Below are 13,408 nucleotides of genomic sequence, written 5' to 3'. Positions count from 1 at the left end.
TAGGAGTGAATAAGGCCGATAGCAAGATAATAAATATAATCTTTCAGGCATTTTATATGTTGCTGCTAGATGCGTTAACCAACCGTTATTGCGTATTACAAAGAGCTCATTAATCACTTAATTATCATTTAGTTGATTTACGTCTTTATTGTCCCCATATTAACTAAAAACAGTCATTAAAGGGAAGTTATGCGTCATTATCCATTATATAAAATTGATGAAAAATGTTTGCGTCGCTTAGGTCAGGGAGTTTTAAAAACTTATAATTTAAATAAAATTATAGGTTTAGATACTGAAAAAGCAATCGCTAAAGAGTGTGAAGACTTACTTGCGCTGAATGAAGATTGTAATGCAGAGCATTTTGCCGAGCTTCGTCAAAGGCGGGCAATTAGTGACAGCGTGCCAGATGATGATCTATACGCGCAAGTTGTAGAAGCTGATGATGGTAGCTTATTTATAGTCAGTGTTTGTCGTAATGATGATGACGAGACTATGTTTGAAGTGTTTAGTGAGCATCCGTTATCAGAACCATTACTTGCACAGCTGGTCCGCTATATTAGTAAGGTATTTTGCTGGTGTACGCCTAGATATATTTGTGTATGGCCAGCACCAGGATCAATACCAGCCAAACAACTGCTAAGTTTGGCCGGTAGCCGCGCTGTTGATTCATTGTTAGCAGCACAAGATCCTAAACTGACTGTTGATGAATTACTCTGTGCAGATATTGCATTGCAGCCGTTTGAACTTGATAAAGATTGGCCTTGGTATGAGCGTGACTATACTCAGTTTTTAATGCAGCATCCTGAAATGGCAACAATAGTACCAATTAGCGAAAAAGACGATATCAGCGAAGCTATTGCAGCCGGATTGTGCAGCGCGGCGTTTTATAGAGGCAAGCCACTGGGTATGATAATGGCTGAGTCGAGCGATGAGCTAGGGTTTAACGGTTTACTAATCAGTGATATTTTTATTACTGGGCAATTTAGAGGACAGGGCTTTGCATCCCCAATGCAGCGTTTATATTATCAACAGCATATGCAAGGTTTTGAATTTTTCTTTGGTTACATTCATGCTGATAATAAACCTTCGTATAACAATGCACTTAAACAAGGACGAGAGTTGCTGCGCCAAGAAGTGTACCTTCCTGCGCATTTATTCTTATAGTTGTTTTGCTATTAATTTCAAAAAAATTAATCAGCTAGAGTAAAAACTTGGTGTTGTCTTGTGGCAATATAGTGGTAATTAAGCTAGCCTTTTTATGGTTATTAGTTTTATTAAGTACGATATGAAGCCTAAACGTTTTACTCGTTATTTGCCGCTTAATTCATTAGTTATGTGCTTGGCAGCTTTGCCAAGTTTTTCATATAGTAATGAGCAAGATACCAACCTATTTGAGATCCCGCTTGAGAGCTTACTTAACATTGAAGTTGTGAGCCCGTCACAAACCGTAAAAAAGATAAGCCAAGCGCCGAATATTATTAGCTCAGTTAACGCCACTCAAATTGCAAGTATGGGCGCGCGAACGCTATCAGATATATTGAAAATGTTGCCTGGTGTACAAATACTGTCGCGGCGAAATGGCCGAGACATGGTGTGGATCCGAGGCATTCCATCAGGTCGAAACAGCAAAGTAATGTTAACTATTGATGGCGTACCTCAGCGGGAAGGCTTAGTTGGAGGCTGGTCTTCTGATGAACAGATACAAATAAATAATATTGAGCGAATAGAAGTTATTCGCGGTCCAGGGTCTGCGTTATATGGTGGTGATGCGTATTCAGGTTTGATTTCTATTTTTACGAAAGCAAAAGCGCCTGAACGAACTCGCATCTCAGCAGGGGTTGGCAGTTACGATCGTAAATCAGCTACTATCAATACGGGGAAAGAGTTTGTGGGCGGAACATTTGTTTTGTCAGGACGACTCTTAGATAGCAAAGGCTATCCTCAACAATATGACCGCAACGGTTTTGCATCAACGCATGATAATAATGTTGATGCTAAAAGTCTGGGAGTGTCTTTACGCAACGAGCAGTGGCAATTTGGTATAAATTATGATGATTACACGACAGAGTATCCTCATTACTCGTCAAATCAATATAAATCTCAACGCTATCAAACACTCAGTGCGCACATTCAAAATAAACTTAGCTTTGATAAATTATCGATAGAAAATCAATTGTATACCTATAAGGTGAAGCGCTACTTTGAACGTACGATTACCGATCTGCAGGGCAATATTGATTTTTATTCTGACTCAGACTTGGATTCCACATCAAATGGTGTGCGCAGTCAGTGGAGCTACGCGTTTAATCCAAATCACCATGCTATTGTGGGGCTGACCTTTCAACAACGTCAAGTCGGTGAATATCATGAGACGATAAAAAAACAAAACGCGGTAGAAGTTAATGAGTATGAATCAAGGGTGATTCGAGATGGTGACTTAACACCATCAAGCCATAATCGGGCTATTTACTTTCAACAAGAATCACTATTTTTTGAGCAACGCTTAGGATTGACGGTTGGTGTGCGGGTTGATGACTACCCTGAGTTCAGCTCAGAAACTTCTCCGCGGATTGCTGTGACTTATCAAGGTAATGAACAGTGGTCTGGTAAATTGATATGGGGAACGGCTTTTCGAGCGCCTACTTTTTTACAGCAATATGAAGTGCGCAGTGACAATAATATATCAGGAAATCCAAATCTAAATCCTGAACAAATAGAGACATTTGAAGGTGAGTGGGTTTATCATTTTTCAGCTAATAATAATATTACTCTGCGCGGGTTTAGCAGTTATTTGAGTGAGTTTATTCAGTCTGTAAATGGTAAGCCTTACGAAAATAGCAGTGAGCAATTACACGTTCCTGGATATGAAGTTGAGTGGAATAATCAATATTATGCAGATTGGTCTCACTTTAACCGCATTAGTACTTCATTTAATTATACCCGAGTTAATTCAGAGCAAGCGTCATTGGCAAAAGATACATTAAATTGGCTGCTGTTTATGGAGGATGAGCAATTTTCATTTTATGCGGGAATTAATTACCTTAGTCGGCGTAACCAAAGCCTAAGCTATCATACCAGTGTAAAAGTGCCAGAAATTGCACAACGAGATAATAAAGGTAGCTACTGGACTTTGGATGCTCACTTGAGTTATCGCCCTAGTAAGCAAAGTGCGTGGCAATGGACTATTGGTGTAAAAAATATGTTTGATAAACAGCATTATAACCCTACCTATGCGCCAGATAGCTACTATGACGTAAGGAAAGAGCCACAAAGTTATGAACTGAGTGTGGCATTGTCATTTTAATAGGATGACCTGCTAGGTTATTTAAAACAGTTAATGCAAAGCGGGTTATCAAGGTGCTTTTTAAATTCAATGTTTGCTGATAGCCATGTTGAAGGCTAACTTGCTTGTATGGTCCTGGGCAACACTTGTCCTGCGCATAGATATAAATATTGACTTCATCCAATATAGAATATTGCAATATCTCTCCTAAATATGCACAACTTTAGGTCTAAAAATAAATCCTAACAGAGGTAATAGTTAACTTTAGAGCGAAGTTTTTTAATTTGTTGAAATAGTTTTCCTCTTTCGTCGGTCTTTGCATGTGGGCACTAATAATCAATAATCATTTCAAGAGGTCGTGAGTAGGATGACTAAAGTTAAACGCAGTAGGTTGGGTATGCCAGCGATACTTTATCGAGGTAGCTTATTACTAGGGTCGATGGCTGTTTTTGCAACGGCGACACTTTATTTTGCAGGCGCATTTAATCGTGATGCAGTAACAGCACCAAAATTTGTTGATTTGCAGCAAGGTGACACATCACATGCCGGTTTTCGTCGTGCGCATGCTAAGGGTATATGTATAACGGGTAACTTTGAATCAACAGGGGCACTATCTTCTTACTCGGTCGCAGAGGTGTTTAAAAAGGGCAGTACGCCATTTTATGGGCGTTTCTCAATTGCAGGTAATAATCCAACCGCGCCAGATTTAAAAGCACCGGTGCGCAGTCTAGCATTTGCAGTAAACAGTGGCACAGTCGATGAATGGCGTGTTGCTATGAATACGCCTCCTGTAATGGCAGTTGCTACACCTGAGGCATTTTTTCAGCAATTGCAGGCATTATCACCGGATCCTATAACAAAACAACGAGACCCAGAAAAAATAACAGCGTTCTTTAAAGCACATCCAGAAAGTAAAGCATTTAATGATTGGAAAGCTGACTATGTGCCTGCCAATAGTTTTGCCGCTGAACGTTATCACAGTATCAATGCGTTTTATTTACATAATGAGCTAGGTGATAAACAAGCTGTGCGTTGGGTTGCGCGTCCGCACAAAGCGACAAATAATGCTGCGATGCTCGATACGTCATCGGACAACGCACTTCAACAAGAGTTGGCATCACGTTTAGATCAAAACGCTGTTAAATTTGATTTAATTTTTACCTTAGCGGCGTCTAATGATGATGAGAATAATCCAACCATACCGTGGCCCTCAGATAGACAGACGATAAATGCTGGCACATTATCAATCGTTTCTTGGCACAACCAAGAAAACGCAGCCTGTGGCGACGCAAACTTTGATCCGTTGGTGTTACCGCAGGGTATGAGTGCGACAGCCGATCCGATTTTACGTGCGCGTGGTGCCGCGTATGCGCAGTCCTATCGTCGTCGTGCAAAAGAAACATTGTTAGGTGCTAAAGTTAGCGCAACAAACGGAGGTGAATAATGTCAGCAAATAAGGGCTACTCAGCAGGCAGTCGGTTATTACATTGGGTGATGGCGCTGATGTTAATATCGATGCTATTTTTAGGGTTATCAATGGTACAAAGCTTGGCCGTTTGGCAGGTTGAGGCTGTCACCTTACATAAATCTACCGGTATTTTAGCGCTCATTTTAGTTGTGCTGAGATTAATAAATAAAGTGTACAGCTGCACGCCTACTTTACCCACTGAGTTACCTAGGTTGCAGCGGTTTGCAGCTCATATCACTCACTTTGGGCTTTATTGCGCGATGATACTGATGCCGCTATCTGGCTGGTTAATGCAAAATGCGGACGGGCGCGTAGTGCAGTTTTTTGGGTTATTTCAGTTACCTAATTTGCTTGACGCTGATATTAAATACTTTGCATTTTTCCGAGAAATGCATGGCATTGTAGCTTGGTTGTTTTTAGCAATGATTTTTATGCACATCAGTGCCGCGCTTTATCATGGTTTAATCAAACGTGATGGCGTTATGAGCGCAATGCTGACAGGCAAAAAGTAGCTGTAATAAAGCTCACTTAGGTATTCATTCCAAGAAAAAGGCCAGTTTTACTGGCCTTTATGCATTTTTGTTTATTCATAGCTGCGGGCTTTTTTGGTTTTAATTACGGCAATATAGCCGTGCCAGCTGGCATAGCTAAGTAGTGGCATAATAACTATAAAACCAGTAGCACCAGTGACAAAACCAAGGGCTACGAGTATAAAAATACATGCAGACCAAACAATCATCGCTGAAAAGTTGGTTTTAACGGCATTCATTGATGACATAACCGCGGTCATTATATCGACCCGTCTTTCCATCATAATTTGTGGAGTAAATGCTGAAATAGCAAATACAGTAACCAGCAAAATTCCGCCGATAATGGTACCTAAAGTTAAAAAAGCGGAGAGTTCTTCAAATGTAGGATTAGCATGACTGGGGTAAAGTGCATGAACTATCGCTGCCAGACGCATCCATATAATCATTATTACCATCAGTAAAATTGCAAATCCCCATTCACCGACCGGGTTTCTGAACATTGATTTTAGAGAATGGCTAAGTGTTGGTGTGTGGCCTTTTTCTAGCTCCCAAGCAACATCATAGAGACCGACCGCAAATACCGGGCCGATCAGAGCAAATGCGACACTGGCTGGTAAAACAACTAAGTAGCTGTCAGTGAACACCGCGAAATAGACAATTGCCAGCGGGATCAGAGTGAAAACAATCCCATAAATCAAGCTTAAAATAGGGGCTCTGGCCATATCTTTAAAGGCCAGTGCCAGCCAATGAAATGCTGCAAAAGTGCTGACCTTATTGCACTCTAAACAGCGCGCAAATTCGGAGTGTTTATCTATTGTGTTTGTTGACGGCATAAGGAGCTTCCTCTAAAGGCTACTCTTAAGGTTTAGAACATTTGGCCGCTATTTACAAATTTTCAATTAAGCTTTTTATGCCTCATAAGTGGGGGGAGTATCCTATTTAATGGGATATCAATTTTGACTTTGTTGAATGAGTAAAAGTAATTCTGCGGTTGCGCTGGCATCAGCGAGTGCTCGGTGATGGCTTATTAGGTTTAAGTCAAAATGCGCACTGAGGTTACCTAAAGAGTATGATTTTAAACCAGGAAACGCTTTGCGAGATTCAACCACAGTACATAACTTGGGCATTTTAAAGTGGATACCTGCCATTTCACATTCTTTACGAATAAAGCCGTAATCAAAGTTTACATTGTGAGCCACAAAAATAGTGCCTTTTAGTTTATTAAGTAAAGTCTCAGCTATTTCAGTAAAGCGTGGTGCAGTTGCTACCATTGCGTCATTAGTACCGGTTAAAGACACTATAAACTTAGGGATGCGCATTTGCGGGTTGATAAGTGTTGACCAAGTATCAATTACTTTGCCGTGTTGCATTTTGACTATGCCAATTTCGGTGATCCGATTGCCGCCTTTTAAACTACCAGTGGTTTCAATGTCGACCACGCTGTAAATACGATTGGGATCATTAACCCATTTTACGGCCGCAATGTGTACATTGAATCCATTATTTTTGAGGCAATCAATCGTTGTTAGCTGATTACGTCTTAATTTATCACCTGGGGCTTTTACTTCTTCAAAATGGAGTTTATTACCATTTAGCACCATCAAATCAGGGTAACCATCTTTAAGCTGCATAAAGCGCATGGTCATATTCTTTAAGTGACTTTTTAGCGCTGCTAATGAGCTATTTAAAATCAGCACTTCTAATGGTCGTAATAGCTCGCTATGCCAGCGAAACAGCCCATTAGCTTGCTCAAAATAACGGGCGGCACTTTTACAAACGTGTTTTAGTAAATCATCCGGTGTTTGCCAGTTTGCTAGTAGTGCTTCAATTTGTTGGTGTTGGGTATGATAAAAGCAGTCGGTTCTCAATGATTGTGGAAACATATCAAACTCATTGCAAGGTGGGGTGGGAGTATCTATATAAAGCTCGCGCCAAAAAACTAAACCAAAAAGGCTCTGCCAAAGCGTATTTTCGGTATAAAAAACGGTTAACCCTTGTTGAGTGTACTGTTCTGTAACACCTTGCTCTACATCGTTTCGATAAACTTCGTCAATTTCAATAACACATTGCGTATCGGCGAGCATTGCACTTAAGCGAGAGCGAGTTTGCTTGTTAAATTTACGCATTAAAAAGTCATCAGCAAAATACAGTAAATCATCAGTGAGCGGATCTTCGATGATGGTTTCAAGCTGGATTTTTACCCACTCTTTATTACCTTGGCGGTATTGCTCGCGTATTTGTAATTCAGTTGCTTCAGCGCTATTTTCACAGGCATTTAAAAGTGTAAAACACAGCTCAATATTATATTTTTTTAGTTGTTGGTGAAGTCGTAAAAGGAGCTTGTTTTTAAGGTTGACTGCTAATGTACCTTCGGCCGGTTGATTAATAAGCTCAATAGCTAAAGCTTGATATTCGTCATCACTTTGCGCGCTTTTAAATGCCATGCGATAACGATTTAGCGCGTAGTTAGATTGCGCCTCTTCACGTGTATCAAAGCGAGCTAAACTTACTGTATGGTTTTCTCGTGTGGTTCTTAGGCCCAAATCACGCAGTACAAAGCTATTTTGATGGTTAATATCACCAGTGCTTAAGCGGCCTATGTATAGAAATTCAAAGTATTCATACACAGCAAAGCGGTTATTAATAACAAACTGGTTATAAAGGCAGGTTAAATGTTCCGGCTTAGTAGCAAAAAAATCGCAAGTCTGTGCTACCAGTTGTGCTTTAGTGACGCTTTTTTTAATACTAGGTTGGATATCGAAAGGCGCGAGTAGTGCTAGCAATACGGGTTTAGTTAGATGTGCGAGTACGTGTTGATAGTCGGTGTAATTTGGATGACTAATGAGCTGTGCTGTTTTTAGCTCTTCGAGTGCCAGTGCCGGGCTGTCTATTTCATTATAATTAAGCGTGGTGATTGCTACGAGTAAAGGTTTACGAGAATAAATGCGTGCCAGCATGCACTGGCCTTGCTCAGTAAGTCGGTTTACTTTATTAATGAAATCGACGTGTTTTTGCTCTAATAAGTGTCTGCATTGAGTGTCGATAAATGTTATTAGCTCTTTAAAGTGGGCTAAATAATATTTTTCGGGTAATTCTTTTTTCATAACACACACCGTAACTGTATAAAAAAACAGTATCTAGCATTTGCTTTAAGTAATCAAGAGTCGGTTAGTTGTTTTAGAATATCAGCCATAACTTGATTGTTATATTGATGGACGATGCGTTGACTCTTAAAAAGCTGTGGTAATTCAATTAACAAAACGACGATGATTAAAAATACGCCAAAGCTATAAATAGTGAGTATGCCAATTAGCATAAGCGTTAAATTCACCGCACCACGTTGAAATTTACCTAAGTAAAAGTGGTGTAAACCTGCGGCAAAAAACCAATTCAGTACCGCATAAGTATCAGGGTCTTTAACGAGACGCTTTTCTTGCTGGTAAAATAGTTTACGCTGTTCAGGGGACAATGCATTTACTTCTGAACGAAGCTGCTCTTCTTGAGCATTTAGTTGTTCTGATGTCATGGCATTAATAAGCCTCAAGGAAGTGGATCGGATTTTACGGTTACACAGTCGGGGTTATTGCAACGCCGTATTCTTTTTACGCCAATAAACAGACCTTTCACTAGCCCATATTTAGTAATTGCTTGATGAGTAAACTCTGAGCAGGAAGGACTGAAATTACAACTAATATTAAAATGTGCCTTAGCGCCGCCATTTTTTTGATAGCGGCGAATTGCACTAAGCGTCATTGCTTTAAGCACGGTTTCTGCCTAACGTTAAGATCACAGCTTCGCGTGACCAAAATAGCAAAAAACGTTTGCTTTCGATAACCTGAAATACCAGTTGCCAGCCATTTTGTGCTTCATCATTAAGTGTTGCTTCTAGCCTTTTAAGTGGTAACCCGCTCGAACCTAGCAGCAATGTGCCACAGCCACCCTCAACAACATGCAATACTTTATATTCATTAAAATTAGACATCGAGTTTCCTGTAGTTTGTTTTTTTGATAGATAATTCTGTGATTTTAAAAGTGATACCTGAGACTAACCAGATATGATTTTCAACCTAATATAGCTGATTTTTTTCGCATTTACTTAAAAAGCAGCTGTTTTTCGATTTTTTTCGCAACTTTTTTCTAAGCCGATTTATCAACGCTAGGACAGTTACTTAGGGTCACTTAGCTCTCTTCATTTTAGCCTATTCACAGTTTGTCAACCTTGAATTATCAGTTCCATTACTTTAACCTTTATTTTTATTGAACGTTCAATTAATAAAAATATGCCTAAAGTTGGAATGGAACCTGTCCGTCGTCAGCAGTTAATTGACGCTACTATTAGTTCGGTTGCTGAATTTGGCTTACAAGCAACAACCATTAATAGTATCAGTAAAAAAGCAGGATTATCGTCGGGCATTATTAGTCATTATTTTGGTGGTAAGCAGGGCTTGATAGAAGCCACTGTGCGTTATTTATTAACCAATCTAAAACACGAGCTGATCAAACAAGTAACGCCAACAACGACCCCTGAGCAAAGGTTAATGCTGATAATAGAAGCTAACTTTGCCAGATTACAACAGCGCAGCGATACCACTAAAACTTGGTTAAGCTTTTGGGCGCAATCGATGCACGATGTTCAGTTGCATCGCTTACAGAACGTAAATAGCCGACGACTTCTTAGTAATTTAGTCAGCTCATTTAAACAATTGATGGGTGATGATGAAGCCAAACTTGCAGCGCAATTATGTGCGGCAATGATCGATGGCTTATGGTTAAGAGCGGTACTAAGTAAGTCTGATCAAGATCAATTTGCACATTGTGAACAGCTAGCAAAAAACTTTGTATGTTCACTTATCAAACAGTATGGAGCTTAATGTGACAACACCTGTTTATCAAAACTTTATCAATGGTCACTTTTTAAAAAATCAAAGTGGCGAAACATTTGCAGTTAAAAACCCAGCAACAGATGACGTAATTTATTATGTAGAAGTGGCAGATGCGTTTATTCAAAATGCGGCTATTCAAAGTGCTAAACAAGGATTTGCTGCATGGTCAACTATGAGTCCGATTGAACGTAGTCGTATCTTACTAAAAGCGGTTGCATTATTGCGCGAGCGTAATGATTTACTTGCAAAAATAGAAGTGCTAGATACCGGTAAACCATGGCAAGAAGCCGAGTGTGTTGATGTGCAAACTGGCGCTGATGTAATCGAGTATTTTGCAGGGCTAGCACCTGCCCAAGTTGGCCAGCAGCAAATGGTTGGCGAAGATTTTTATTATACCCGTAAAGAGCCATTAGGGATTTGTGCCGGAATCGGTGCGTGGAACTACCCGCTGCAAATCGCTTGTTGGAAATCCGGCCCAGCTTTGGCTGCCGGAAATGCATTTATTTTTAAACCTTCTGAAGAAACGCCACTTGGCGCAATTAAGCTTGCCGAAATATTCATCGAAGCGGGTGTACCAGCGGGTGTGTTTAACGTGGTGCAAGGTGCAGCAGAAGTCGGCCAGTGGTTAACACAATCAGCTGATATTGAGAAAGTATCGTTTACCGGCGAAGTAGGCACAGGTAAAAAAGTAGTTGCTAGTGCTGCGGGTTCATTAAAAGATGTCACCATGGAACTTGGTGGTAAATCACCACTGCTAGTATTTGATGATGCCGATATTTCACAGGCAGTAAGTGCTGCAATGTTAGGTAATTTTTATACGCAAGGTGAAATTTGCACTAACTGCACCCGTATTTATGTACACAAAAATGTTTATCAGCAATTTATTGATGAGCTTAAAACACGCACTGAAGAAAATATTATAGCGGGCGATCCACTCGATCCTAACGTTAACTTTGGCGCATTAATTTCCAAAAAGCATCAACAATTAGTGATGAGCTATATCGATAAAGGCATCAGCGAAGGTGCAACGTTATTAACAGGTGGTAAAACGCTTAGCCCAGCCTCTGCACCAAACGGTTACTTTGTTGCACCAACGGTATTTATTGATTGCACTGATGATATGACGATCGTCAAAGAAGAAATCTTTGGTCCCGTAATGAGCGTATTAACGTTTGATGACGAAGATGATGTAATTCACCGTGCTAACGATACTCACTTAGGCCTTGCTGCAGGCGTGTTTACCAAAGATATTAAGCGCGCACACCGTGTTATTCATCAGCTGCAAGCAGGCATTTGTTGGATCAACAGCTACGGCAATTCGCCAGCAGAAATGCCTGTGGGCGGTTATAAGCAGTCAGGTATCGGTCGTGAAAATGGTATTGAAACACTTGATCATTACACCCAAACTAAATCGATTTATGTCGGTATGACTAATATAGAGAGCCCATTTTAATGACTGCACTAACGTATGATTACATCATAGTGGGTGCAGGGTCGGCGGGCTGTGTACTGGCTAATCGTTTATCCGAAGATAGCAGCAACCGCGTTTTATTATTAGAGACTGGCGGCAGCGATAAAAGCATTTTTATTAAAATGCCTACCGCGCTATCAATTCCGATGAATTCAGATAAATACGCGTGGCAGTTTCATAGTGAAGCTGAACCGTATCTAGATGATCGTCAAATGCACTGCCCGCGTGGCAAAGTGTTAGGTGGCTCATCATCTATCAATGGCATGGTGTATGTACGTGGCCATGCTAAAGACTTTGATGAATGGCAACAACATGGTGCACAAGGGTGGGATTATCAATCCTGTTTACCGTATTTTCAAAAAGCAGAATCATTCTATTTAGGTAAAAACGACTATCGTGGTGATAGCGGCCCTTTGGGTGTGAACAACGGTAATGAAATGGCGAACCCGCTTTATAAAGCCTTTATCAAAGCGGGCCAGCAAGCCGGATATGCAGCTACTGACGATTATAACGCAGCGCAGCAAGAGGGTTTTGGTCCAATGCACATGACCGTTAAAGACGGTGTGCGCAGCTCTGCAAGTCGTGAATATTTAGACCCAGTGAAGTCACGTAGAAACTTAGTTATTGTTACTGGTGCGTTGGCTGAAAAGGTGTTGCTTGAAGGCAAAAAAGCCGTTGGTGTGCAGTACAAAGTTAATGGCGATATTGTTAAAGCAAAGGCCAGTAAAGACGTTATTTTAAGTGCCGGTCCGATTGGTTCACCGCATTTATTGCAACTTTCTGGTATTGGCGACAGCGAAATACTTAAAGCAGCGGGTATCGAGGTTAAGCACCATTTACCCGGGGTTGGGCAAAATCTGCAAGATCACTTGGAGTTTTATTTCCAGTATAAGTGTAAGCAGCCAATTACCTTAAACGGCAAGCTTGGCCTTATTTCAAAGGGCCTTATTGGCGCGCGTTGGTTATTAAACCGCAGCGGTCTTGGGGCGACTAATCATTTTGAATCTTGTGCATTTATTCGCTCAAAACCGGGGGTTGAGTGGCCTGATATTCAATATCACTTTTTACCTGCGGCAATTCGTTATGACGGTAAAAGTGCTTTTGATGGCCATGGTTTTCAGGTCCATGTAGGGCATAACAAGCCTAAAAGCCGCGGTGCAGTAACAATTAAATCGGCTGATCCAACGGTTGCACCTAAGATCCAATTTAACTATTTACAGCATCAAGATGATATTGAAGGGTTTAGAGCCTGTGTGCGTTTAACGCGTGAAATCATTGAGCAAAGTGCGTTTGATGATTACCGCGATGGCGAAATCCAACCAGGTAAAGAGATTCAAACCGATGAACAAATAGATGCTTTTGTACGTCAGGCAGTTGAGAGTGCTTACCATCCTTCATGTTCATGCAAAATGGGTGAAGATGAACTGGCAGTAGTAAACTCAAACACTCAAGTACATGGCATTGAGGGACTGCATGTGGTGGATTCATCAATCTTCCCAACGGTTCCTAACGGAAATTTAAATGCGCCAACCATTATGGTGGCAGAAAAAGCGGCTGATCTAATTTTAGGTAGGCCACCACTTAGTAAATCGCAAGCAAAGGTTGCTGTTGAATCTCAATGGCAAACTGTGCAGCGTAGTTCGGAGATCTAATAAAGTCACCTGCAGCATACTTTGTGCTGTGGGGCTTGCAGTGGCGCGCATCATAAGTTGTTTGTGGTGCGTTAATGCGAGACTAAAAACACGGAGACATAATGATGTATTTTCATTTATT

General features: G+C 40.7%; 12 protein-coding genes. 7 read left to right on the top strand and 5 right to left on the bottom strand.

Annotated elements, in window-relative coordinates:
- The first annotated feature begins 189 nt into the window (after positions 1–189).
- From H5203_RS09170 to H5203_RS09155, 4 genes are all read left to right on the top strand, one after another.
- Positions 190–1,164 (top strand): hypothetical protein, encoded by a 975-nt coding sequence (locus tag H5203_RS09170; RefSeq protein WP_182735717.1) that lies wholly within the window; start codon positions 190–192, stop codon positions 1,162–1,164.
- Between the two features lie 121 nt (positions 1,165–1,285).
- A complete protein-coding gene (locus H5203_RS09165) occupies positions 1,286–3,304 on the top strand; it encodes a TonB-dependent siderophore receptor (RefSeq protein WP_182819626.1) in 2,019 nt (672 codons plus the stop codon).
- A 346-nt stretch (positions 3,305–3,650) separates the two neighbouring features.
- Positions 3,651–4,727 (top strand): catalase family peroxidase, encoded by a 1,077-nt coding sequence (locus H5203_RS09160; protein ID WP_259401929.1) that lies wholly within the window; start codon positions 3,651–3,653, stop codon positions 4,725–4,727.
- Complete coding sequence (locus tag H5203_RS09155; protein ID WP_145240782.1) at positions 4,727–5,263, top strand: cytochrome b; 537 nt, start codon at positions 4,727–4,729, stop codon at positions 5,261–5,263. The genes H5203_RS09160 and H5203_RS09155 overlap by 1 nt, the downstream gene beginning before the upstream one ends.
- 71 nt (positions 5,264–5,334) lie before the next feature.
- Here the strand turns inward: H5203_RS09155 and H5203_RS09150 are convergent, their stop codons facing one another.
- The 5 genes from H5203_RS09150 to H5203_RS09130 all read right to left on the bottom strand — a co-directional run bounded on the left by H5203_RS09150 (position 5,335) and on the right by H5203_RS09130 (position 9,263).
- Entirely contained in the window at positions 5,335–6,114 is a 780-nt protein-coding gene (locus H5203_RS09150; protein WP_145240784.1) for a DUF2189 domain-containing protein, read from the bottom strand.
- Between the two features lie 117 nt (positions 6,115–6,231).
- Positions 6,232–8,385: an exonuclease domain-containing protein gene (locus H5203_RS09145; RefSeq protein WP_182819625.1), complete on the bottom strand. Its 2,154-nt coding sequence runs from the start codon at positions 8,383–8,385 to the stop codon at positions 6,232–6,234.
- A 53-nt stretch (positions 8,386–8,438) separates the two neighbouring features.
- A complete protein-coding gene (locus H5203_RS09140; protein ID WP_145240800.1) occupies positions 8,439–8,807 on the bottom strand; it encodes a TM2 domain-containing protein in 369 nt (122 codons plus the stop codon).
- A gap of 14 nt (positions 8,808–8,821) precedes the next feature.
- Positions 8,822–9,034, bottom strand: a complete 213-nt coding sequence (yidD, locus tag H5203_RS09135; protein WP_220491300.1) for a membrane protein insertion efficiency factor YidD — start codon at positions 9,032–9,034, stop codon at positions 8,822–8,824.
- A 4-nt stretch (positions 9,035–9,038) separates the two neighbouring features.
- Positions 9,039–9,263 carry a DUF4177 domain-containing protein gene (locus tag H5203_RS09130; protein ID WP_145240804.1) on the bottom strand — a complete coding sequence of 75 codons (225 nt, stop codon included), beginning with the start codon at positions 9,261–9,263 and terminating at the stop codon, positions 9,039–9,041.
- A 298-nt stretch (positions 9,264–9,561) separates the two neighbouring features.
- Here H5203_RS09130 and betI point away from each other — a divergent pair, with 298 nt between their 5' ends.
- The 3 genes from betI to betA are packed head-to-tail and all read left to right on the top strand — an operon-like array spanning position 9,562 to position 13,287.
- Positions 9,562–10,152, top strand: a complete 591-nt coding sequence (gene betI, locus H5203_RS09125; RefSeq protein ID WP_145240806.1) for a transcriptional regulator BetI — start codon at positions 9,562–9,564, stop codon at positions 10,150–10,152.
- Between the two features lies 1 nt (position 10,153).
- Positions 10,154–11,617, top strand: coding sequence for a betaine-aldehyde dehydrogenase (gene betB, locus H5203_RS09120; RefSeq protein WP_145240808.1), 1,464 nt, complete (start codon positions 10,154–10,156; stop codon positions 11,615–11,617).
- Positions 11,617–13,287 carry a choline dehydrogenase gene (gene betA, locus H5203_RS09115; protein WP_145240810.1) on the top strand — a complete coding sequence of 557 codons (1,671 nt, stop codon included), beginning with the start codon at positions 11,617–11,619 and terminating at the stop codon, positions 13,285–13,287. Before betB ends, betA begins: the two co-directional genes overlap by 1 nt.
- The last annotated feature ends 121 nt before the right edge of the window (positions 13,288–13,408 follow it).

Source organism: Pseudoalteromonas sp. SG41-1 (genome assembly GCF_014164575.1).
In the GTDB taxonomy this organism is placed as follows: Bacteria; Pseudomonadota; Gammaproteobacteria; order Enterobacterales; family Alteromonadaceae; genus Pseudoalteromonas; species Pseudoalteromonas rhizosphaerae.
This window is presented reverse-complemented; position numbering and strand designations above follow the sequence as displayed.

Coding starts and splice junctions, on each gene's coding strand:
- H5203_RS09170 (WP_182735717.1), top strand. CDS start 190: ATGCGTCATTATCCATTATATAAAATTGATGAAAAATGTTTGCGTCGC.
- H5203_RS09165 (WP_182819626.1), top strand. CDS start 1,286: ATGAAGCCTAAACGTTTTACTCGTTATTTGCCGCTTAATTCATTAGTT.
- H5203_RS09160 (WP_259401929.1), top strand. CDS start 3,651: ATGACTAAAGTTAAACGCAGTAGGTTGGGTATGCCAGCGATACTTTAT.
- H5203_RS09155 (WP_145240782.1), top strand. CDS start 4,727: ATGTCAGCAAATAAGGGCTACTCAGCAGGCAGTCGGTTATTACATTGG.
- H5203_RS09150 (WP_145240784.1), bottom strand. CDS start 6,114: ATGCCGTCAACAAACACAATAGATAAACACTCCGAATTTGCGCGCTGT.
- H5203_RS09145 (WP_182819625.1), bottom strand. CDS start 8,385: ATGAAAAAAGAATTACCCGAAAAATATTATTTAGCCCACTTTAAAGAG.
- H5203_RS09140 (WP_145240800.1), bottom strand. CDS start 8,807: ATGACATCAGAACAACTAAATGCTCAAGAAGAGCAGCTTCGTTCAGAA.
- yidD (WP_220491300.1), bottom strand. CDS start 9,034: ATGACGCTTAGTGCAATTCGCCGCTATCAAAAAAATGGCGGCGCTAAG.
- H5203_RS09130 (WP_145240804.1), bottom strand. CDS start 9,263: ATGTCTAATTTTAATGAATATAAAGTATTGCATGTTGTTGAGGGTGGC.
- betI (WP_145240806.1), top strand. CDS start 9,562: ATGCCTAAAGTTGGAATGGAACCTGTCCGTCGTCAGCAGTTAATTGAC.
- betA (WP_145240810.1), top strand. CDS start 11,617: ATGACTGCACTAACGTATGATTACATCATAGTGGGTGCAGGGTCGGCG.